Genomic DNA, 22,265 nt, shown 5'->3' with positions numbered 1-22,265 from the left:
ACAAACCCGGCCCGAAGTGCGATTAGCGACCGTTCGTTACCAGCGAGACCATCATGTCGATGTGCTCAGGCGAGTCGTTAAGCGCCGGAATGTACTCGTACTTTTCGCCACCAGCCTCCAGGAAAAATTCCCGGTTTTGCACCGCGATCTCCTCCAGCGTTTCCAGACAGTCAGCCGAGAAGCCCGGCGACATTACCTGGATGTGCTTCACGCCCTTCTCGCCAAGCATTTTGAGGGTTTCATCGGTGTACGGCGTCAGCCACGGCTCGCGGCCGAAGCGCGACTGGAAGGTCATCATCACCTTCTCCGGCGGCAGGCCAAGGGCGGAGACCAGCTCGCGGGTGGTATCGCGACAGCGCTGCGGGTAATCATCCCCTTCGTTAGCGAAACGCTGCGGGATCCCATGATAGGAGAGCAGGAGCAGATCAGGCTCGCCGTGTTTTTCAAACGACGCGCGCGCGCTGTTAGCAAGCGCCTTGATGTAGAGCTCGTTATCCGCGTAGTCGCGAATAAAGGTCACGCCCGGAATGCGGCGGCGGGTCGCCAGTATGCGGGCCAGCTCGTCCCAGACGGCGGCCACGGTCGAGCAGGAGTACTGCGGGTAGAGCGCCAGCACGACGATATGGTCCACGCCCTGCGCCAGCAGTGATTCCACCGCGCTTTCCAGAGAGGGTTTGCCGTAGCTCATGCCGAGCGCGACGGGCATCTCCGGCAGGCGGGCGGCCAGCGCTTTTTCCTGGCGACGGCTGTAGACCATCAGCGGCGAGCCCTCTTCCATCCAGACGGACTGATAAAGTTTGGCGACGCGCGGGGAACGAATCGGCAGAATGACGCCACGCAGCAGCGGCCACCACAGCAGTCGCGGGAAATCCACGACGCGCGTGTCGCTTAAAAATTGTCGCAGGTAGCGTTTTACCGCGTCTGATGTAGGTGCTTCTGGAGTGCCCAGATTGGCAAGCAGGATGCCGGTTTTCGCCTGACTCATTCACGCCTCTTAACCATTTGATAGGTTGTCAATTGTAGCGGAAATGCGTTTAAACGAAACCCATTGCTGTAATAGGTAAGATGAGAATATTTCTCACCCGGGAGCCCGGGTGAGAGGCGCGCGATTAGCCGAGGATTTTTTCCAGCTCTGCACGTACGTCAGCCACGGCTTTGGTGCCGTCAACTTTGGCGTATTTGGTGTTACCCGCCTGCGCTTCTTTGGTGTAGTAGCCGATCAGCGGCGCGGTCATCTGATGGTATTCCACCAGGCGTTTACGCACGGTCTCTTCCTGATCGTCTTTACGGGTGGTCAGCTCTTCGCCGGTCACGTCGTCTTTGCCTTCAACCTTAGGCGGGTTGAATTTGATGTGGTAAACACGGCCAGAAGCAGCGTGTACGCGACGGCCAACGATGCGGTCAACGATCAGCTCGTCCGGTACGTCGAACTCCAGAACGTAGTCCACGTTGATGCCCGCTTCTTTCATGGCGTCAGCCTGAGGAATGGTGCGTGGGAAGCCGTCCAGCAGGAAGCCGTTACGGCAGTCTTCCTGAGCAATGCGCTCTTTAACCAGAGCAATCACCAGCTCGTCGGTCACCAGCTTGCCTGCGTCCATGATGTCTTTCGCCTGTTTACCCAGCTCGGAGCCAGATTTAACAGCGGCGCGCAGCATATCACCGGTGGAGATTTGCGGAATACCGTATTTCTCCATGATGAACTGAGCCTGAGTTCCTTTACCCGCGCCCGGAGCGCCAAGCAGAATAATACGCATTGCGAAAATCCCCTCAAAAGTCGTTTCAATTTTTCAAAAGCGCTAAACAATACCACCAGAACGGGCATCGCTCAAGGAAGGGAGGAAGGCTGAAACGGTTAATGAGGGGTGATTATTTGGAGTCGTGCGGTCTGTTGCCCTCACCCCGGCCCTCTCCCACAGGGAGAGGGAGAAGACCAGGGGAGGCGTGGTCAATTACGCCAGCAGCAGCGCATTCACACGTTTAATGAAGAGGTTAGGATCTTCCAGCGTGCCGCGTTCGGCCAGCAGGGACTGATCCAGCAGCAGTTCAACCCACTCGGCAAAGCGGGCGTCGTCCTGGGTATCCGCCGCGCGTTTCACCAGCGGATGATCCGGATTAAGCTCAAAGATATATTTCACTTCCGGTACCGCCTGGCCCGCTGCCGCGAACAGCTTCGCCATCTGGGTGCTCATTTCGTCGGCATCGGTCGTGACGATGGCCGGGGTGTCGGTCAGACGGTGAGTGAAACGCACCTCTTTCACGCGGTCGCCCAGCAGGGTTTTCACGCGCTCAACGAACGGCTCCAGCGCCTTCTCGGCTTCTTTCGCGCTTTCGTCAACTTCATCCGCCAGCTTGTCGATAGACTCGTCGGCTTTGGCAACGGACTGGAACGCCTTACCGTCGAACTCGGTCAGGTAGTTCATCATCCACTCGTCGATGCGGTCAGAAAGCAGCAGCACTTCGATGCCTTTCTTACGCAGCAGCTCCAGGTGCGGGCTGCTCTTCGCCGCGGCGTAGCTGTCGGCAGTGATGTAGTAGATCTTCTCCTGCCCTTCTTTCATGCGGGAGACGTACTCTTCCAGCGACACGGTCTGAGCGGAGGAGTCGGTGTGCGTAGAGGCGAAGCGCAGCAGTTTGGCGATGGTTTCAACGTTCGCCATGTCTTCAGCCGGGCCTTCTTTCAGCACCAGACCGAACTGTTTCCAGAAGGTCTGATATTTTTCCGCATCGTCTTTCGCCAGTTTTTCCAGCATCTGCAGCGCACGTTTGGTCAGGGCGTTGCGCAGGTTACGAGTGACGGCGCTGTCCTGCAGAATTTCACGCGAGACGTTCAGCGGCAGGTCGTTGGAATCTATCAGACCGCGCACGAAGCGCAGGTAGTTCGGCATGAACTGCTCGGCATCGTCCATGATGAAGACGCGCTGCACGTACAGCTTCAGGCCGTGCTTGTGATCGCGGTTCCACATGTCCCACGGCGCCTGTGCCGGGATGTACAGCAGGCTGGTGTACTCCTGCTTGCCTTCCACACGGTTGTGGCTCCAGGTCAGCGGGTCGGTAAAATCGTGGGCGATGTGCTTGTAGAATTCGTTGTACTCGTCGTCCTTGATTTCAGCCTTGTTGCGCGTCCACAGCGCCTGCGCCTTGTTGATTTTCTCCCAGGAAACGATGGTTTCACCGTCTTTCTCTTCCTGTTTTTCAATCTCAACCGGCAGGGCGATATGGTCGGAATATTTGCTGATGATGGAGCGCACGCGCCAGTCGTTCAGGAAATCATCTTCGCCTTCACGCAGGTGCAGGGTGATTTCGGTGCCGCGGTCCGCTTTGGTGATGTCATCAACGGTGTATTCGCCTTCCCCTTTGGATTCCCACAGCACGCCGTTTTCAGCGCTGTCGCCCGCCGCGCGGGTGCGCACGGTGACTTTATCCGCCACGATGAACGCCGAGTAGAAACCGACGCCGAACTGGCCGATCAGCTGGCTGTCTTTCGCCTGGTCTGAGCCCATGGACTCCAGGAACGCCTTGGTGCCGGATTTCGCGATGGTCCCGAGGTGGTCGATCACCTCGTCGCGGTTCATCCCGATGCCGTTATCGGCGATGGTCAGGGTGCGGTTCTCTTTATTAAACGAGACGCGCACGCGCAGCTCGCCGTCGCCTTCGTACAGATCCGGGTTAGACAGCGCGCGAAAGCGCAGCTTGTCCGCCGCATCCGAGGCGTTGGAAATGAGCTCACGCAGGAAAATTTCTTTGTTGGAATACAGGGAATGGATCATCAGGTGCAGAAGCTGTTTTACTTCTGACTGGAAACCACGGGTTTCTTGTCCTTTCATCTATGTCGACCTCAACAATGCCATTTAATGGGGTTTTAAAACGTTGAGTGAGAGATGGGGATACGGGGGGAAATTTTCAAGCGGAGGCCGCGCGCGCAGCCTCCGTTTGGTCAGAAAATAATCTTGTGACGTCCGGCCAGAGAGTGTGACAGCGTGGTGCCGTCCACCATCTCCAGCTCGCCGCCGACCGGCACGCCGTGGGCGATGCGGCTGGCGTCAACGCCATACTGCGAGCACAGCTCGGCGATATAGTTGGCGGTTGCCTCCCCTTCCACCGTGGGGTTAGTGGCGAGGATCACCTCTTTGATCGTTTCGGACTCAAGACGCTGTTCAAGGCGGTCAAGACCGATATCGTCCGGGCCAATACCGTCCAGCGGGGAGAGATGCCCCATCAGCACGAAATAGCGCCCGGAAAACTGCCCGGTTTGTTCGATGGCGTAGATGTCCGCCGGACTCTCCACCACGCAAATCTGGCCGTTTTCCTGACGACGCGGGTTCGTGCAGATGTTACACACGTCCTGCTCGGTAAAGGTACGGCAATCCGCACAGTGACCAATTTCTGACATGGCGCGGGTTAAAGCCTGCGCCAGGCGCATCCCGCCGCTGCGGTCGCGCTGCAATAGCGTAAACGCCATGCGCTGCGCCGACTTCGGACCAACGCCCGGCAGGCAGCGCAGTGCTTCCATTAACTGCGTGAGCAGCGGACTGGTTTGCATCAGAATGGCATCTTGAAGCCAGGCGGCAGCTGCATGCCGCTGGAAACGGAGGCCATTTTCTCTTTCTGAGTTTCGTCGATACGGCGCGCAGCATCGTTAAACGCGGCTGCAACCAGATCTTCCAGCATCTCTTTGTCGTCTTCGAGCAGGCTCGGGTCGATTTCAACGCGACGGCAGTTGTGCGCACCGTTGATGGTCACCTTGACCAGACCGGCTCCGGACTCACCCGTGACTTCCAGCTGAGCGATCTCTTCCTGCATCTTCTGCATTTTTTCCTGCATCTGCTGAGCCTGCTTCATCAGGCCACCCAGACCGCCTTTTCCACCAAACATAGGCTTCTCTCTTCTTTCACGTTTAAGGGATTACAACCGTAAGTCAGACTCACGATCAAATGGGGCGAATACTCTCTTCATCCAGATCGGCGTCGAAGAACCGGCGCAGGGTCTGAATGTTGTTATCCGCAATTATCGCCTCGCGCGCCTGCGCGAGCTTCTCTTCATAAATGGCCTGGCGCCACTCGAGCGGCGTTTTCACTGCCGGATTATCATCTTCAATGATAGTCAATTCAACCGGCGCACCCTGTAATGCGGCGAGCGCCTCGGCCAGCGCCTTTTGCGCGCCAGGGGAATTGAGGTGCCGTTGGCCTGGACGCAGGTGCAGACGTACCTGATTGCCGTCCTGCTCTTTCCAGGCATTCAGCGCGACCTGCTCGACCAGCTTCGGCAGCTGGAGCTTACTGACCTCGGCGGCCCAGGCGTCGCGCGCGATGGACTCTTCGGCAAGCTTCGCGGAAAGCTCCGGCGTTTTTTCATGCTCCAGCGCCTTTTTCAGCGCTTTCGGCGTGGCGACCTCTTCCTTCACCGCTTCGGTGATGGTGGTTGCCTTCCAGCGGTAAGCCTCTTCTTTCACCGGGGCTTTCTGCTCGAGCGAGGACGGTGCCGGACGCGACTGTACGCGCTCCGTTACCGAGGCCAGTCGTTCAAGCGCGGCGTTGTTCACCGGCCGCGCTCTTCCTGGCGCTGCCGGTTCACTCTTTTTTGGTTTGGTTACTCCTTGCGCACGCTGCAGCTGGCTGCGTGCGGCAAGCACCGAACTGGTAGCATCCGACAGCGGTACGTTTTGCTGCGGCGGCGGTGTCGTCTGCGGTGGGACCTGCTGCGGCGACATCACCGCCGTAGGGGCGACCGGCGCGAAAGACTGCCGCGGCACTTCCGGCTCCGGCAATGGCATACGCGGATGAAACGCCAGCGCGCGCAGCAGCGTCATTTCAACACCCATCCTGGGGTCCGGCGCGAACGGTAACTCTTTGCGGCCAATCAGCAGCGTCTGGTAATACAGCTGCACGTCGGCAGGCGGCACGGTGCGCGCAAGCTCACGCATCCGCTGTTCAATGGTGGCCATATCCGCACCGATGGCGGACGGAGAAAGCTGCAGCATCGCCACGCGGTGCAGCAGGCTGAGCATCTCAACCAGCAGTCCTTCCCATTCAATACCCCGGGCAGCGGCGGCATTCACCAGCGACATCACGCGTTCGCCGTTGGCGGCAATCATCGCTTCGATAAGCGACAGCGCCTGATCGTCATCCAGCGTGCCGAGCATGGTGCTGACCGCCTCGGTGGAAAGCTTCCCGTCACCGCTGGCAATCGCCTGGTCGGTCAGGCTTAACGCATCACGCAGGCTGCCGTCCGCCGCGCGGGCCAGCAGCTGCAGGGCGCGCGGTTCGTGGACAATCTTCTCTTCATCAAGAATATGCTCAAGCTGCGCGCGGATCTGCTCAACGTCCAGCGCCTTCAGGTGGAACTGCAGGCAGCGCGATAAAATCGTGACCGGCAGCTTTTGCGGATCGGTAGTCGCCAGCAGGAACTTCACGTGCGCGGGCGGCTCTTCCAGCGTCTTCAGCAGAGCGTTAAAGCTGTGGCGCGACAGCATGTGCACTTCATCGATCAGGTAGACCTTGAAGCGGCCGCGCGCCGGGGCGTACTGGACGTTGTCCAGCAGGTCGCGCGTATCTTCCACTTTGGTACGCGAAGCGGCGTCGATCTCGATCAGATCGACAAAACGCCCCTGCTCGATCTCCCGGCAGTTATCACACACGCCGCACGGCGTGGCGGTAATCCCGGTTTCGCAGTTGAGACCTTTTGCCAGCAAACGGGCAATAGAGGTCTTACCGACGCCGCGGGTGCCGGAAAAAAGGTAGGCGTGATGGATGCGACCTAGCGACAAGCCGTTCGCCAGGGCCGTCAGCACATGTTCCTGACCGACAACGTCAGCAAAGGTTTGTGGTCGCCATTTACGGGCTAACACCTGATAACTCATGGGCAGGCTCTGCAACGCTGGAAGGTGAATTTATGGAGGGGAATGCTATCACAACCTCACCCATTGAGCGAGGTTGTGAAAACCGGGATTAGTGACCCGGGAAAGGCACCAGGCTGTAGCTGGTAATACCCTGTTTTTCCAGGCGCTGTTCACCGCCGAGATCGAACAGGTTGATGATGAAGGCCGCGTCGGTCACTTCGCCACCCAGACGGCGGATCAGCTTCACGGTCGCTTCAATGGTGCCGCCGGTCGCCAGCAGATCGTCAACCACCAGCACTTTGTCGCCAGGCTTGATCGCGTCAACGTGGATCTCAAGCTGATCGGTGCCGTACTCCAGCTCGTAGCTTTCTGCGATGGTTTCACGCGGCAGCTTGCGCGGCTTACGCACCGGCACAAAACCCACGCCCATTGCCAGCGCAACCGGTGCGCCAAACAGGAAGCCACGGGCTTCGGTACCTACTACTTTGGTGATCCCGGCGTTTTTATAACGCTCGACCAGCAGTTCAATGCTGAGCGCGTACGCTTTCGGGTCTTCCAGCAAGCTGGTGACATCACGGAAAAGAATGCCAGGCTTTGGATAGTCCTGGATGCTTTTGATGCTGTTTTTCAGATATTCAAGCTGCTGTGCAGTTGCGGTCATCGGTTTTGCCTAAATGAAACAGTGTTACTCACAGCGCGCAACGAGTCGGCCAAGGCAACAATTGTTTAACCTTTGACCAGGCGCACCTGTGCTCGAAAACGGTCGAATTTACTGGCTGCGCGTGATAATTGCAACAGCCATGATGAGGCTTCAGTGCTTTTGTTGCTTTTCATCAACCACGGGGATCCGCCACATAAAGATAAGCAGACAGATCAGGATGACCAGCAGCAGGATCCGCACCCACATCATTTTCACCAGCCATAATGAAATAGCGAAGGTGATAAGGATCACTGCGATCGCGCGCGGCTTCGCGCCGGGCGGCATGGCCCGGTGTTTTTGCCAGTGCCGCAGATAGCCGCCAAACCATGAGCGGTAGAGCAGCCAGTGGTGAAAACGCGGCGACGAGCGGGCGAAGCACCAGGCCGCCAGCAGGATAAATGGCGTGGTCGGCAGCAAGGGTAAAAACACACCCAGCGTGCCAAGCACTACCGCGAGCCAGCCAATGATGATTAAAATAGTACGCTGCATAATGCGAATCGTTATCAAACTGAACGGCTACTTTACCACTGGAGAGCGCCTTGAAAACAGCACTGCTTCTTGAGAGGCTGCAAAATCAGCTGATTGCTCTGCGGGAGCAAGCCACGCCGCTAATGGGGCACGTCACGCTGAAGCCGCGCTTTGACCGGCAGCTTTTTCGTACCCGCAGCACCGTCATTCAGGATTATCTTGCTGAAGCGCAGACGAACCTCGACGAGCTTCGCCATGCGGTGGAGAGTGAACGGCAGGAGCAGGTGGCGTGGCTTGCGGAGCATCTCACTGAGCAGATCACCGCCCTGCATCGCGAAATTACCGCCTGGCCGCTGCGCGCCTGGGACAGCGCCTCGCCGGGGCTCGGTAAATGGCAGCGCAAGCGGCTGGAGAACCAGGAGTTTGAGCGCCGGCTGTTTGAGATGAAGCGCGAACGCGAGGTGCGTCTGAACCACAGCGAAACGCTGGAAGAGCAGCAGCTATTGATGCGCGAGATTAGCGCGCTGGAAGGGCGCATCGTCCGCTGCCGTCAGGCGCTGGATGAAATTGAGCGCGTCATTGAACGTTTGACCCGTTAACAGGAGCCACACCCATGTCACTGGAAAATGCACCCGATGAGGTCAAGCTGGCCGTCGATTTGATTATGCTGCTGGAGAATCATCAGATCCCCGCCGGGACGGTGCTTAAAGCGCTGGAGATTGTGCGGCGGGATTTTGAGGGGAAACTTCCCCCTCACCCTAACCCTCTCCCTGTGGGAGAGGGAAAATAGATTAAGCCGGAGTCGGGTCGTCGCCCTTAATGTCGCGCTTCACTTCCGTATGCTCATCACCTTTCTCGTTACGCAGGTGAACCTCAAGCTGGTTGAAGGCGATATTAATATCGTTTTCACGACACAGACGATCGATAGAGCGATTAAGCTCATCCACCGTGTAGCTGCGGTCGCGCAGTTCACGCACGTATAAACGCAGCTCGTGATCCAGCGTACTCGGCCCAAAGGTGGTAAAGAACACCGCCGGAGCCGGATCGTGCATCACTTTCGGATGCTCAGACGCCGCCTTCAACAGCACCTCTTTCACCTTATCCAGATCCGATCCATAGGCTACGCCCAGGCGGATCACCACGCGCGTTACCGTATCCGAGAGCGACCAGTTGATCAGACGCTCGGTCACGAACGCTTTGTTCGGGATGATCACCTCTTTACGATCGAAGTCGGTAATGGTGGTAGCGCGAATACGGATCTTGCTAACCGTTCCCGAGAACGTGCCGATAGTGACGGTATCGCCGATACGTACCGGACGTTCGAACAGGATGATCAGGCCGGACACGAAGTTACCGAAGATCTCCTGCAGGCCAAAACCAAGACCGACCGAGAGGGCCGCCGCCAGCCACTGCAGTTTATCCCACGAGACGCCAAGCGAGCCAAAGACCGTCATCGCCCCAACAATAATGATCACGTAGTTGAGGATCGTGGTAATGGCGTAGGACGCCCCCTGGCGGAGATTCAGACGTGACAGGAGCAGCACTTCAAGCAGGCCTGGCAAGTTGCGGATCAGAGCCCAGGCGACCACCGACGACACCAGTGCAAACAGCAGGCTGCCCATGGTCACGCTTTTCATGACCGCAGCGCCCGCTTCGGTACCGTTGTATTGCCAGAGGGTAATACTGTCGAGATAGGCGAAAACGGTAATAAGATCGGACCAGATAGCCCAGAACATCACGGCAAACAGGGCGATCATCACCAGCATGGTAATGCGCAGCGTCTGCTGGTTAACCTGCTCCAGCGCGATGGTCGGCTCTTCCTGCGGCTCAGCGCCTTCGGCCCCCTCTTTCACCTGATGCTGACGACGCGCGATGGCGCGGCGATAGGCAATGCGGCGGGCCGCCACGCTCAGGCCGCGCAGCACGGTCTGATAAAGCAGGTTCCAGACGATCACCAGATAGACCGTTTCAATCCAGCGCCCGGACAGGCGCAGCGTGGTATAGAAGTAACCCGTTGCCGTCAACACCATCAGCGCCAGCGGAATGATCGCCAGCACCGTCACGGTGACCAGGCGAATATTGTGGGACTCTTTATCACGCCAGCTGTCGCGGCACATCGGCCACATCAGGATCGCAATCAGCAGCAGGTTCAGCAGGATCACCAGCTGGCCCAGCACATCATCCATCAGATGCAGCGGGGAAAGTTCAGAGACAACCGACCAGAAGTGCAGCGGCAGAAGCGCGAGGCTGATGCGCACAATCTGCCGACGCCAGTGGCTGGTCAGCTGCGCAGGCATGTTGAAATGACGCACCGCCACGCCGTCTTTTTCCAGCACCTTCCAGCACACGCCAAACACCAGCCAGAACAGCGCCAGTTTTTTACTGAACGCCCACAGCAGATCGCTGACGTTGAGCTGCATGGTGAGCAGAATCAGGCCCACGGCCAGAATAATCAGGCACACCGGCAGGGCGCGGATGAGATCGATCAGAATCGCTTTTGGCGTATGGAGCTGGCTATCGTTGCGCAGCTGCCCTACTTCGGAGGCCAGCTTCGCCTGGTATTTTTTCAGCCAGCCCAGACGCCAGCGGATCAGGCCGGCAATCAGCAGCAGCGGTAAACCGGCCAGGAAAGCAATCATTACCGCAGGCCAGGCTTTCTCCCAGTTTACGGTGATCTTCATGCTCTTGATCTGCGTTTTCAGCGTCTCAGGGAAGGATTTGACCCAGTCCCAGTCCATCGGCTTGTTGCTGTTCACCCAGAAAATCTGCTGGGTCAGGATTTCCTGCAGACTTTTCGAGACGCTCACCAGCTGCTGCTGGTTGATTTGCAGGTTAATGGCCATCATTAGCTGGTTACCCAGCTGTTTATTGAGCTGGTCCAGCAGTTCGCGACGCATATCCACGACCTGGAGCAGCGCGTCGTGCACTTCCGGGTTCACGTCGCTGGAATGCCCCTCTTCAATTTTGGCGACAAAGGTATCGCTCTGAAAAAGGGCATCGCGCTGCTGGTTGACGTCAAACTGTTCCAGACGTAAATCCGCAATGCGGTTGGTCATGTCCTCCAGCTCGTCGGCGGACGGAAGCGTCTGCTGCTGCTGGTAGAGAATACGCGACAGCAGGAGGCTGCCCTTCAGGACCGCGATCTGCTCTTTGATGTTGCGTTCAGCCTGCAGGGCGCGATCCAGCCAGTTCTTCACCTTGATATTTTGCTGAACCAGCGAGTTGCCGTTTTCGGTCGCCAGTATCAGGCGCTGGCTAAGCTGGTGGTTGGCCTCGAGCTCCTGTTTCACCAGCGGATTCGCCTGAATGCGGGCGGTTTCGTCAGGCGATACGGCCTCCTGGGCGGTTTTTTCCGTTAGCGTCAGGCGCTTGCTGTTGACCGCTTCCTGCAGCAGCTGAAGCTGGTGTTCGAGGCGATTAATATTCGCGGTGACGTAATCGCGCTGTTTCTGCAGGGTGTCCTGCAGCACCGTATTCCCTTCCAGGCTTTTACGCTGCTGTTCGATTTGCGCATTGAGCAACGTCTGCTGCACCAGCAGCAGGGTATTCTGCGTCGGGCGCAGCGTGCCTTCGCCTACCGTCGTGCCGTTGAGGCGGTTGCGGATTTGCTGCAGCTGCTGAGACGCTGCGTACATCGCGTTTTGCACGCGCTCGGGCTGGGTCTGCAAAGAGACAAGCTGGCTGTTATACGTTGCGAGATCCGACTGTGCGGTTTGCAGGTCGTCGAGCAGTTGAGCCACGCGGGACTCGAGCTGACGTAAGGAGAGCGTCGAGAGCGTCTTGCGCGTCTCGTCGTCGTTATCCACATCGCTGAGGGCATTCAGCGCTTCGGTGGCCTTACGCATGTTTTCAGGTGCCTGCGCCACCTTCTGGCGAAGCTGGACCGTTTCTGCTTTTACGCGTTCAATTTTATCCAGCGTTTCCAGCGTTTCTGTCAGATCCTGCTGGATGAGTTTCTCCTGCGGGGAGAGATCTTTTTGTTTGTTCAGCGTGTCGAGCTGCGACTGAACATCGCCGCGCGAGGGAATATCGTTGCTGTTATCGGCGCGGGCCCAGGTCAGCGGCGCCGTGGCGAAGAAAAACAGCATCGCAAAGAGCAATGCAAAAACAGGATGTTGCGAGCGATTGATGGGCAGCATAGTTGTGAATGATGTCAGAAGATGACCGAAAATAGTCCGGCGTGAAGAATATCACGCTCGCCGAAAGCAGAATAGCGCGAACGTTATCCTCTGAGATAAATCCTGGAAAGGGATCAGGCCGTTAGCGAAGGCGCGTCGCTGCGCAGCGTGGGGCAGAGCTGTAGCATTTCCAGTAAAATCGCCACGTAGCTGCGGGCTTCCTCTTTAAGGTCAAAGGATTGCGGCGCGAAAAGCCAGTTTTCCATCAGACCGGAAATGTAGCTGCGCATCAGGATTGCCGCCCGTCGGGTCAAGAGATTGGCCGGTAATAGTTTTGCCTGCATACACAGGTTCAGGTTCTGTTCAATACGGTCATAGCTCTCCAGGCTTAGGCTGCGCTGTGCCTGCTGCACAACCGCCATCTCGCCCACGAACTCGCATTTATGAAAAATAATCTCCATCATTAATCTGCGACGTTCTTCAACTACCGTTGCTTCAAGGATATATACTAATATTTCTCTCAATACTGAGAGTGGATCGTCAGGGAATTTTGCCCGATACTCACTCTCTAGATCGCTAATGCTGGACTCTGAAAGCTCCCAGATTTCACTGAACAGATCTGACTTATCTTTAAAATGCCAGTAAATCGCTCCTCGCGTCACACCGGCAGCCTGAGCAATCTGCGCCAGCGAGGTGGATGAAACACCCTGCTGTGAGAACAAACGTATTGCCACATCCAGAATGTGTTGTCGGGTTTCCAGCGCTTGTTGTTTAGTTTTTCGTGCCATAGGTGGGTGAATTTACAGGAGTCAGATTTACATACATTTGTGAATGTATGTACCATAGCATGACGATAATATAAACGCAGCAATGGGTTTTAGACTCAGGACCCTTGATCAATTTGAAATCGGACACTCGAGGTTTACATATGAACAAAAACAGAGGGTTAACGCCTCTGGCGGTCGTTCTGATGCTCTCAGGCAGCTTAGCGCTAACAGGATGTGACGACAAACCGGCTCAACAAGGAGCTCAGCAGGCGCCAGAAGTAGGCGTTGTTACGCTCAAATCTGAACCTCTACAAATCACCACCGAATTACCAGGCCGTACAAATGCTTACCGCATTGCGGAAGTGCGTCCTCAGGTTAGCGGCATTATCCTGAAGCGTAACTTCACCGAAGGCGGTGATGTGAAGGCCGGTGAGTCTCTGTATCAGATTGATCCCGCAACCTATCAGGCGTCTTATGAAAGCGCGAAAGGCGATCTGGCTAAAGCACAGGCCGCGGCTAAAATTGCTCAGCTGACGTTGAACCGCTACCAAAAACTGCTCGGCACTAAGTACATCAGCCAACAGGATTACGATACCGCCCTGGCAGATGCACAGCAGGCTAACGCAGCCGTGGTGGCAGCCAAAGCAGCCGTCGAAACCGCGCGCATTAACCTGGCCTATACCAAAGTGACCTCCCCGATTAGCGGACGTATTGGTAAGTCTTCTGTCACGGAAGGGGCTCTGGTGCAGAACGGTCAGACCACTGCGCTGGCGACCGTGCAGCAGCTCGATCCGATCTACGTTGACGTGACGCAGTCCAGCAACGATTTCCTGCGCCTGAAACAGGAGCTGGCTAACGGCACCCTGAAACAGGAAAACGGCAAAGCCAAGGTGGAGCTGATTACCAACGACGGTATCAAGTTCCCGCAGGAAGGTACCCTGGAATTCTCTGATGTGACGGTCGACCAGACCACCGGTTCCATCACCTTACGTGCGATTTTCCCGAACCCTGACAAAAATCTGCTGCCAGGTATGTTCGTTCGCGCACGTCTGGAGGAAGGAACAAATCCAACCGCACTTCTGGTTCCACAGCAGGGTGTGACCCGTACGCCACGCGGCGATGCGAGCGCGCTGGTTGTTGGGGCTGATGACAAAGTCGAAACGCGCAATATCACCGCCACCCAGGCGATTGGCGATAAATGGCTGGTGACGGAAGGTCTGAAAGATGGCGATCGCGTAATTGTTTCTGGTTTGCAAAAAGTTCGTCCTGGCGCGCAGGTTAAAGCACAGGAAGTGAAATCTGACGATAAACAACAAGCTTCGGCCGCTGGCCAGTCAGAACAAACCAAGTCTTAACTTAAACAGGAGCCGTTAAGACATGCCTAATTTCTTTATCGATCGCCCCATATTTGCATGGGTGATCGCCATTATCATCATGCTGGCCGGGGGACTTGCGATCCTGAAGCTGCCTGTCGCGCAATATCCAACGATTGCGCCACCGGCGGTGACAATTTCCGCAACCTACCCGGGGGCTGATGCGAAAACGGTGCAGGACACCGTCACCCAGGTTATCGAACAGAACATGAACGGTATCGATAACCTGATGTACATGTCCTCAAACAGTGACTCTACCGGTACGGTGCAGATCACCCTGACCTTCCAGTCAGGTACGGATGCTGACATTGCGCAGGTTCAGGTGCAGAACAAACTGCAGCTGGCGATGCCTTTGCTGCCGCAGGAAGTACAACAGCAGGGCGTGAGCGTCGAGAAATCGTCCAGCAGCTTCCTGATGGTTGTCGGCGTTATCAACACCAACGGCACCATGACGCAGGAGGATATTTCCGACTACGTGGGCGCCAACATGAAGGACGCCATCAGCCGTACTTCCGGTGTGGGTGACGTGCAGCTGTTCGGTTCCCAGTACGCGATGCGTATCTGGATGGATCCGAACAAGCTGAACAACTTCCAGCTGACCCCGGTTGACGTGATCAGTGCGATTAAAGCGCAGAACGCCCAGGTAGCGGCCGGTCAGTTAGGCGGTACGCCGCCGGTGAAAGGCCAGCAGCTTAACGCCTCGATCATCGCGCAGACCCGTCTGACCTCTGCCGATGAATTCAGCAAAATTCTGCTGAAAGTGAACCAGGACGGCTCGCAGGTTCGCCTGCGCGACGTGGCGAAAGTCGAGCTGGGCGGTGAGAACTACGACATCATCGCGAAGTTTAACGGTAAACCGGCTTCCGGTCTGGGTATCAAACTGGCGACAGGCGCTAACGCCCTGGACACCGCCACGGCGATCCGCGCAGAGCTGAAGAAGATGGAGCCGTTCTTCCCGTCAGGTCTGAAAATCGTTTACCCGTACGACACCACGCCGTTCGTCAAAATTTCGATTCACGAAGTGGTTAAGACGCTGGTTGAGGCGATCATCCTCGTCTTCCTGGTTATGTACCTGTTCCTGCAAAACTTCCGCGCGACGCTTATCCCAACGATTGCCGTGCCGGTTGTTCTGCTCGGGACCTTTGCGATCCTGTCGATATTTGGCTACTCGATAAACACCCTGACGATGTTCGGGATGGTGCTCGCCATCGGCCTGCTGGTGGATGACGCCATCGTGGTGGTAGAGAACGTCGAGCGCGTGATGGCAGAAGAAGGTCTGCCGCCGAAGGAAGCGACCCGTAAATCGATGGGTCAGATCCAGGGCGCGCTGGTCGGTATCGCGATGGTGCTGTCTGCGGTATTTATTCCGATGGCCTTCTTCGGGGGCTCTACCGGTGCGATTTACCGTCAGTTCTCCATTACCATCGTTTCCGCGATGGCGCTGTCGGTGCTGGTGGCGTTGATCCTGACCCCTGCCCTGTGTGCCACCATGCTGAAGCCGATTCAGAAAGGCGGTCACGGCGAGCATAAAGGGTTCTTCGGCTGGTTTAACCGCATGTTCGATAAAAGCACGCACCACTACACCGACAGCGTGGGTAACATCCTGCGCAGCACCGGTCGTTACCTGCTGCTCTATATCATCATCGTGGTGGGCATGGCTTTCCTGTTCGTTCGTCTGCCAAGCTCGTTCCTGCCGGATGAAGACCAGGGCGTGTTCCTGACGATGGCGCAGCTTCCGGCAGGTGCCTCGCAAGAGCGTACCCAGAAAGTGCTGGATGAAGTGACGGACTACTATCTCACCAAAGAGAAAGACAACGTTGAATCCGTGTTTGCGGTTAACGGCTTTGGCTTTGCGGGTCGTGGTCAGAACACCGGTATTGCCTTCGTTTCTCTGAAAGACTGGTCTGAACGTCCGGGCGAAAAGAACAAGGTTGAAGCCATCACCGGCCGTGCAATGGGCACCTTCTCGCAGATTAAAGATGCAATGGTCTTCGCCTTTAACCTGCCAGCGATTGTTGAACTGGGTACCGCGACCGGCTTCGACTTCCAGCTGATTGACCAGGGTGGCCTGGGTCACGAGAAACTGACGCAGGCGCGTAACCAGCTGTTTGGTGAAGTCGCTAAACACCCTGACCTGCTGGTCGGCGTACGTCCAAACGGCCTGGAAGATACGCCGCAGTACAAAATCGACATCGATCAGGAAAAAGCTCAGGCGCTGGGCGTATCCATCAGTGACATCAACACCACGCTGGGCGCAGCCTGGGGCGGTAGCTACGTTAACGACTTCATCGATCGCGGTCGTGTGAAGAAAGTGTACGTGATGTCAGAGGCGCAGTACCGTATGTTGCCGAACGATATCAACAGCTGGTTCGTGCGCGGCAGCAATGGTCAGATGGTTCCGTTCTCGGCGTTCTCAACGTCACGCTGGGAATACGGTTCACCGCGTCTGGAACGCTATAACGGTCTGCCGTCTATGGAGATCCTGGGTCAGGCCGCACCGGGCCGAAGCACCGGTGAAGCCATGAACCTGATGGAAGAGCTGGCGAGCAAACTGCCTGCGGGTATCGGCTATGACTGGACCGGTATGTCCTATCAGGAACGTCTGTCCGGTAACCAGGCCCCTGCTCTGTACGCCATTTCACTGATTGTGGTCTTCCTGTGTCTGGCGGCACTGTACGAGAGCTGGTCGATTCCGTTCTCCGTTATGCTGGTGGTTCCACTCGGGGTTATCGGTGCGCTGCTTGCGGCGACGTTCCGTGGGTTGACCAACGACGTTTACTTCCAGGTAGGCCTGCTGACAACCATTGGCTTGTCGGCGAAGAACGCGATACTTATCGTTGAATTCGCCAAAGATCTGATGGAGAAAGAAGGCAAAGGTCTTATTGAGGCGACGCTTGAGGCGGTTCGTATGCGTCTGCGCCCGATCCTGATGACGTCACTGGCGTTTATCCTCGGCGTACTGCCGCTGGTTATCAGTTCCGGAGCGGGCTCCGGTGCGCAGAACGCAGTAGGTACTGGTGTGATGGGCGGTATGGTTACCGCGACCGTATTGGCCATCTTCTTCGTACCGGTGTTCTTCGTGGTGGTTCGCCGCCGCTTTAGCCGAAAGAATGAAGATGTTGAACACAGTCATTCGGTAGAACCTCACTGATACCGGTTTCACATGATAAAAAGGCCGCATTAGCGGCCTTTTTCATTTTCAGAAAAAATCATAAATTACGCTTATTGTGGTTCAATTTATTTTCTGCCATCTTAAATAGACATATCATAATTAATTGATAACTTAATCGGTGAAATCGGGATTTTTTTAATTTCATTTCCCCGCTTAAAGTATTAGGAATATTCCTAATAAGAAGTTCTTACAAAGATAAGTCTGAATCTAAACTTTTCTCATCATTTTTGCTAAGCCAATGAAACGTAAGGAAGCGATAAAGCACCGTCGTTAATTTGGATAAAAACGTTGAGTCCAGGACGACCATTTGCGTTCACGCTCCCAGCCTGCGGTTTTATTTGTAATTTTTCGTAATAGCGCGGTGAAATCCAGGAAGGAGTGGCTTATAGTTAGGTTATCAGGAACACAGCACTCATGTAGCTAAGTCAGTTGTATCCATCCCGACAATGATGTTCGGTGAGTAAGAAATCACTCAGAAGGGGATGCGCTATGGACGAGTACTCGCCAAAAAGGCATGATATCGCGCAGTTGAAATTTCTCTGCGAATCCTTGTACCATGACTGCCTTGCCAATCTTGATGAAAGTAACCATGGCTGGGTAAACGATCCAACGTCTGCCATCAATTTACAGTTGAATGAGCTGATAGAGCATATCGCAACCTTCGCACTTAATTATAAAATTAAGTACAATGAAGATAATAAGCTCATTGAGCAAATTGATGAATACCTGGACGACACCTTTATGTTGTTCAGCAGTTACGGCATTAACGCTCAGGATTTGCAAAAATGGCGTAAATCGGGAAATCGGCTATTCCGCTGTTTCGTCAACGTGAGCAGAGCTAACCCGGTGAGTCTTTCCTGTTAAAATTATTACAATTACTAAGGTGAATTTATGTCTGATAAACCACTCACAAAGATCGATTATTTGATGCGCTTACGACGTTGTCAGTCAATTGACACGCTTGAACGCGTCATTGAAAAGAATAAATACGAGCTTTCTGATAATGAACTGGCGGTATTTTATTCAGCCGCTGACCATCGTCTTGCTGAACTAACAATGAATAAGCTGTATGACAAAATCCCTACTTCTGTGTGGAAATTTGTCCGTTAATCTTTGAAGGGTGTCTGTAGAGTTCTACGCCTCGTTCTGAGTTTTACCTATCCCGTTATGCCCCCTGTGCGTAAGCCAGGTCTCCGTGTAAAACGCGTTCAACAACAGCAATGTTGTGACGATGGTCACATCGGCTTTCCGGGAACGTTCCCCTTCTGGCCTGTTCCGATTAATCTGGGGTAATAACATCCAGAGAGGTTTCCAGTGAGCTTAGAAAAACAGAAAATGATTGCCGGTGAACATTATCGCCCCGGCGATGAGACATTACGGGCTGACCGACTGCGGGCCCGCCATCTGGTTTACCGCTATAACCACACTGCGCCTGATGAAAAAACAGAACGCCAGAACATTCTGGCGGAACTTCTCGGACAAAGCGCAGGCGCTTATATAGAGCCGAGCTTCCGCTGCGACTACGGATATAACATTTATCTGGGCAAAAACTTTTACGCTAACTTCGACTGCGTGATGCTGGATGTCTGCCCTGTTCATATTGGCGATAACTGTATGCTCGCGCCGGGTGTTCATATTTATACGGCAACCCACCCGCTGGATGCGGAGGAACGAAACAGCGGCGTGGAGTTTGGAAAACCCGTCAATATTGGAAATAACGTCTGGATTGGTGGCCGGGCGGTCATTAACCCTGGCGTCACCATTGGTGATAATGTGGTGGTGGCCTCCGGCGCGGTCGTGACGAAAGACGTCCCGGCTAACGTCGTCGTTGGCGGCAACCCGGCAAAAATTATCAAAACGCTGTGAGGTCGCGGGGAGTCAACTGTTATAGTCTTTTAGCGCCAGACTGTTACTTTTTTCAGCCTGATGGCTCCCCTAAAATTGGCAGACACCCTGTATTGTCAACTCTCATGAAGGCAAAAAATGACCGAGATACAGCGCCTGCTTACCGCCACCATCGACGATCTTAACCTCCGCGAAAAGCGCGATAATCGCCCGCGCTTTAGCATTAGCTTTATTCGCAAACATCCTGGCCTGTTTGTCGCCATGTATGCCGCCTGGCTGGCGACGCTTATTGTTATGCTGAAGTCCGAAACGCTGGTGGACTCCGTCTGGCTGCTGGTTGTACTGTTTGTCGTCTTTAACGCCTTTTTCTTTTTCGACGTGAATCCGCGCTACCGTTACGAAGATATCGACGTGCTCGATTTTCGGGTCTGCTATAACGGCGAATGGTACAACACGCGTTACGTGCCAGAGGAGCTGATCGAAAACATCATGCACTCTCCGGCAGTTGAAGCCGGGCAAAAAGAGAAGCTGCAGAAAATGGTCTCCACCAAAGGACAGCTCTCATTCTATGATGTCTTTACCCTTTCCCGCCCTGCTGCTGCGTAATTAACGCCTGCAGACGTCGGATCCCAGGCGCAAACTGAGAAGCAGAGGTATTACCGTAACCTAAAACCAGCCCGGTTTGCCCCTGCTTCGCCTCCAGGTAATACCCGCTCAGTGCAGCGGGTGCCAGCTGAAACGCTCTCGCCTTCGCCACCAGCCTCTGGTCGTCAATACCGTCTATCGCCAGCGTCAGATGCATCCCACCTTCGCCTGCCAGAATGCGGTGCGGAGAATGAAGCTCGGCGCCCAGCACCTCCCGCAGCTGGCGGTAGCGTTTACGGTACAGCCGACGCATGGCGGCAAGGTGGCGGGCGTAATGACCTTCTTCAATGAACAGCGCCAGGGTGCGCTGTTCGGCACGATGCCCACCCCGCAACAGCGAGCCGATGGCCGGACGAACCGCCTTAGCGAGCGCTGGCGGTAACACCATGAACCCCATGCGAAGTGACGGAAACAGCGTTTTACTGAACGTCCCCAGATACACAACGGGCGCATTGTTAACCATTCCCAGCATCGCCGGTACGGGCTCACCGGCATAACGGAACTCGCTGTCGTAATCATCTTCAATGATCCACGCGTTGTGCTGCCGGGCCAGGTCCAGCAGCGCCAGCCGCCGCCGCGCGCTAAGCACGCTCCCGTAAGGGAACTGATGCGAAGGCGATGTAAAGATCATTGAGGGGGCAGGCGCATCCAGCCCTTCCCAGCACATTCCCTCGTCATCAACCGGTATTCCCGTTATCGCCAGGCCGGTTTTAACAAACGCACTCTTTGCCCCGCTGTAGCCAGGGTTTTCTACCCAGGCGACATCGCCAGGCTCGCTTAACAGCATCGTGCAGAGATTGACCCCCTCAAGTGCACCTTCGGTGAGCACAATCTGGCTGGCGTCGCAGTCGATACCACGGGACAAGGCGAGATGCCGGGCAATCGCTGCCCGAAGAGACAGTTCACCGGCCGGGTCTCCATAGCCTAACAGGGCACTTCCCTCCTCGCGCAGAACACGATCGTACAATCGCCGCCACAGCGGCAAGGGGAAATAGTTAATGGCAGGCGTTCCCGGCGTGAACGACATCACAGGAGTGTCGCGCGGCACAGGGGCGGGCAGCAGGGCGACACGTTTTGTCAGCCTGACGTCAGGATCCGGCAGCGTCCGGGCAATCGTACGATGAGCAAATTGCCCCACCCTTGTCCCCTGACGGTTACGCAGCAAATAACCTTCGAGCGTGAGCTGGTCCAGCGCCGCATTGACGGTGTTTCGGGAAACCGAGATCTGCTGCGCCAGCGTTCGCGAACCGGGCAGCAGGCTGCCGGACCGAAGCCTGCCGCACAGTATCGCCTCCCGCAAAGCATGATAGAGCGTGCGCTGGAGCGTCTCATGCCCACGCTTTTTCAGCGCAGCATGGAGCAAAGTGTAAAGCTCATCACCCGGTATATTCATCTTTCCTCCTGGTGGTACCAGAAAAACATAGCCTGGTGGTTCTTTTTAAGGAACCAGCAATTCACTAATCTGGAGTTCTTTTCAACGCCATGGAAATAAAAATGAATACATTCAATGAGTTTGGACAGCCTGTAGGCGAAGCCCTTATCGACTGGCAACCTCGTCAATACCCGTCCCGGGTGGTCCTTCAGGGTCACTATTGTCGGCTTGAGCCGCTGCGCGTGGAACATGCCCACGCGTTGTTCTCCGCCTATTCCCTGGCCGAAGATACCCGCAGCTGGACGTGGCTACTGCGTGAACCCGATGCCACCGCAGAAGAGTTTGCCAAATGGGTGGCGAGCGTAAGTGAGTTATCCGATCCCATCCACTTTACCGTTATGGATAACCAGACCGAGTCTCCTGTCGGGACGCTGTCCCTGATGCGGATCGACCCTAAAAACGGGGTCGTGGAAGTGGGGCACGTTCACTTCTCTCCTCTGTTAAGCCGCACGCCAGGGTCGACAGAGGCGCAATATCTGCTGATGCGGCACGTGTTCGATACCCTGGGCTACCGACGTTATGAATGGAAGTGCAATAGCCTGAACGAGCCTTCCCGTAAAGCAGCGCTGCGTCTGGGCTTTCAGTTTGAGGGGCGCTTTCGCCAGGCGCTGGTCATAAAAGGCCGTAACCGGGATACCGACTGGTTTTCTATTCTCGACAAAGAGTGGCCGGCGCTGGCGAGCGCCTTTGAAAGCTGGCTTGCCACCGACAATTTTACTGCCGATGGCAAACAGAAAAGATCCCTGGAAAGCTGGCGAGAAACGCGCGTCTAGCGTCTTTTTTTACGTCCCTGAACCGCCTTAAAGCGCGGATTAGATTTGCAAATCACGTATAAGCGTCCCTTGCGTTTGACTATCTGGCAATCCGGGTGACGCTGCTTTGCACTGCGTAATGAGTTAAGTACCTGCAT

Annotated in this window: 21 protein-coding genes and 1 other annotated feature; of the genes, 9 read left to right on the top strand and 12 right to left on the bottom strand. The window is 55.7% G+C overall.

Annotated features, from left to right (window positions below):
- Positions 1–22: 22 nt before the first annotated feature.
- From hemH to ELK40_RS05790, 8 genes are all read right to left on the bottom strand, one after another.
- Positions 23–985 (bottom strand): ferrochelatase, encoded by a 963-nt coding sequence (hemH, locus tag ELK40_RS05825; RefSeq protein WP_023616311.1) that lies wholly within the window; start codon positions 983–985, stop codon positions 23–25.
- Between the two features lie 124 nt (positions 986–1,109).
- Positions 1,110–1,754: an adenylate kinase gene (gene adk / locus ELK40_RS05820; RefSeq protein WP_006809841.1), complete on the bottom strand. Its 645-nt coding sequence runs from the start codon at positions 1,752–1,754 to the stop codon at positions 1,110–1,112.
- A 195-nt stretch (positions 1,755–1,949) separates the two neighbouring features.
- Positions 1,950–3,824, bottom strand: coding sequence for a molecular chaperone HtpG (gene htpG / locus ELK40_RS05815; protein ID WP_127729812.1), 1,875 nt, complete (start codon positions 3,822–3,824; stop codon positions 1,950–1,952).
- A gap of 110 nt (positions 3,825–3,934) precedes the next feature.
- The gene (gene recR / locus ELK40_RS05810; RefSeq protein WP_008499298.1) at positions 3,935–4,540 is read right to left on the bottom strand and encodes a recombination mediator RecR; all 606 of its coding nucleotides are present in this window, start codon (positions 4,538–4,540) and stop codon (positions 3,935–3,937) included.
- Positions 4,540–4,872, bottom strand: a complete 333-nt coding sequence (locus tag ELK40_RS05805; RefSeq protein ID WP_003858972.1) for a YbaB/EbfC family nucleoid-associated protein — start codon at positions 4,870–4,872, stop codon at positions 4,540–4,542. Before ELK40_RS05805 ends, recR begins: the two co-directional genes overlap by 1 nt.
- Positions 4,873–4,927: 55 nt before the next feature.
- Positions 4,928–6,856 carry a DNA polymerase III subunit gamma/tau gene (dnaX, locus tag ELK40_RS05800; RefSeq protein WP_127729810.1) on the bottom strand — a complete coding sequence of 643 codons (1,929 nt, stop codon included), beginning with the start codon at positions 6,854–6,856 and terminating at the stop codon, positions 4,928–4,930.
- Positions 5,534–5,598, bottom strand: a sequence feature (DnaX frameshifting element). Its footprint overlaps the gene before it by 65 nt.
- An 88-nt stretch (positions 6,857–6,944) precedes the next feature.
- The gene (apt, locus tag ELK40_RS05795) at positions 6,945–7,496 is read right to left on the bottom strand and encodes an adenine phosphoribosyltransferase (RefSeq protein WP_000127359.1); all 552 of its coding nucleotides are present in this window, start codon (positions 7,494–7,496) and stop codon (positions 6,945–6,947) included.
- 150 nt (positions 7,497–7,646) lie between these two features.
- On the bottom strand, positions 7,647–8,024 hold the full coding sequence (locus tag ELK40_RS05790) for a DUF454 family protein (protein ID WP_127729808.1): 378 nt from the start codon (positions 8,022–8,024) through the stop codon (positions 7,647–7,649).
- A gap of 50 nt (positions 8,025–8,074) precedes the next feature.
- Between ELK40_RS05790 and priC the strand changes: the two genes are divergently transcribed.
- Entirely contained in the window at positions 8,075–8,602 is a 528-nt protein-coding gene (gene priC, locus ELK40_RS05785) for a primosomal replication protein N'' (protein ID WP_127729805.1), read from the top strand.
- Between the two features lie 14 nt (positions 8,603–8,616).
- The gene (rsmS, locus tag ELK40_RS05780; protein WP_127729803.1) at positions 8,617–8,793 is read left to right on the top strand and encodes a pleiotropic regulatory protein RsmS; all 177 of its coding nucleotides are present in this window, start codon (positions 8,617–8,619) and stop codon (positions 8,791–8,793) included.
- 1 nt (position 8,794) lies between these two features.
- Here rsmS and mscK read toward each other — a convergent pair whose 3' ends face one another.
- Together mscK and acrR are read right to left on the bottom strand one after the other, a co-directional pair.
- Complete coding sequence (gene mscK / locus ELK40_RS05775; RefSeq protein WP_127729800.1) at positions 8,795–12,142, bottom strand: mechanosensitive channel MscK; 3,348 nt, start codon at positions 12,140–12,142, stop codon at positions 8,795–8,797.
- A gap of 113 nt (positions 12,143–12,255) precedes the next feature.
- On the bottom strand, positions 12,256–12,909 hold the full coding sequence (gene acrR, locus ELK40_RS05770) for a multidrug efflux transporter transcriptional repressor AcrR (RefSeq protein WP_023310602.1): 654 nt from the start codon (positions 12,907–12,909) through the stop codon (positions 12,256–12,258).
- Positions 12,910–13,049: 140 nt separating this feature from the next.
- Here acrR and acrA point away from each other — a divergent pair, with 140 nt between their 5' ends.
- The 6 genes from acrA (at position 13,050) to ELK40_RS05740 (ending at position 19,884) form a co-directional block, all read left to right on the top strand.
- The gene (gene acrA / locus ELK40_RS05765; RefSeq protein ID WP_045909753.1) at positions 13,050–14,243 is read left to right on the top strand and encodes a multidrug efflux RND transporter periplasmic adaptor subunit AcrA; all 1,194 of its coding nucleotides are present in this window, start codon (positions 13,050–13,052) and stop codon (positions 14,241–14,243) included.
- A gap of 22 nt (positions 14,244–14,265) precedes the next feature.
- The gene (gene acrB / locus ELK40_RS05760; RefSeq protein WP_029741964.1) at positions 14,266–17,412 is read left to right on the top strand and encodes a multidrug efflux RND transporter permease subunit AcrB; all 3,147 of its coding nucleotides are present in this window, start codon (positions 14,266–14,268) and stop codon (positions 17,410–17,412) included.
- A gap of 510 nt (positions 17,413–17,922) precedes the next feature.
- A complete protein-coding gene (gene tomB, locus ELK40_RS05755; protein ID WP_008499288.1) occupies positions 17,923–18,297 on the top strand; it encodes an Hha toxicity modulator TomB in 375 nt (124 codons plus the stop codon).
- Between the two features lie 27 nt (positions 18,298–18,324).
- Complete coding sequence (locus ELK40_RS05750) at positions 18,325–18,543, top strand: HHA domain-containing protein (protein WP_008499287.1); 219 nt, start codon at positions 18,325–18,327, stop codon at positions 18,541–18,543.
- A gap of 204 nt (positions 18,544–18,747) precedes the next feature.
- Positions 18,748–19,299 (top strand): maltose O-acetyltransferase, encoded by a 552-nt coding sequence (gene maa, locus ELK40_RS05745; RefSeq protein ID WP_023310599.1) that lies wholly within the window; start codon positions 18,748–18,750, stop codon positions 19,297–19,299.
- Positions 19,300–19,416: 117 nt separating this feature from the next.
- Positions 19,417–19,884 carry a YlaC family protein gene (locus ELK40_RS05740; RefSeq protein WP_023310598.1) on the top strand — a complete coding sequence of 156 codons (468 nt, stop codon included), beginning with the start codon at positions 19,417–19,419 and terminating at the stop codon, positions 19,882–19,884.
- Here ELK40_RS05740 and ELK40_RS05735 read toward each other — a convergent pair.
- The gene (locus ELK40_RS05735) at positions 19,856–21,316 is read right to left on the bottom strand and encodes a PLP-dependent aminotransferase family protein (protein ID WP_127729797.1); all 1,461 of its coding nucleotides are present in this window, start codon (positions 21,314–21,316) and stop codon (positions 19,856–19,858) included. The genes ELK40_RS05740 and ELK40_RS05735 overlap by 29 nt on opposite strands.
- A gap of 101 nt (positions 21,317–21,417) precedes the next feature.
- Between ELK40_RS05735 and ELK40_RS05730 the strand changes: the two genes are divergently transcribed.
- The gene (locus ELK40_RS05730; RefSeq protein ID WP_127729795.1) at positions 21,418–22,128 is read left to right on the top strand and encodes a GNAT family protein; all 711 of its coding nucleotides are present in this window, start codon (positions 21,418–21,420) and stop codon (positions 22,126–22,128) included.
- Here the strand turns inward: ELK40_RS05730 and ykgO are convergent.
- The gene (gene ykgO / locus ELK40_RS05725) at positions 22,125–22,265 is read right to left on the bottom strand and encodes a type B 50S ribosomal protein L36 (RefSeq protein WP_003859006.1); all 141 of its coding nucleotides are present in this window, start codon (positions 22,263–22,265) and stop codon (positions 22,125–22,127) included. The two genes, ELK40_RS05730 and ykgO, sit on opposite strands and share 4 nt — an antisense overlap.

Source organism: Enterobacter sp. N18-03635, from assembly GCF_004006055.1.
Lineage (GTDB): Bacteria > Pseudomonadota > Gammaproteobacteria > Enterobacterales > Enterobacteriaceae > Enterobacter > Enterobacter vonholyi.
Note: the sequence above shows the minus strand (reverse complement) of the source record. Positions and strands in the feature narration are given on the sequence as shown.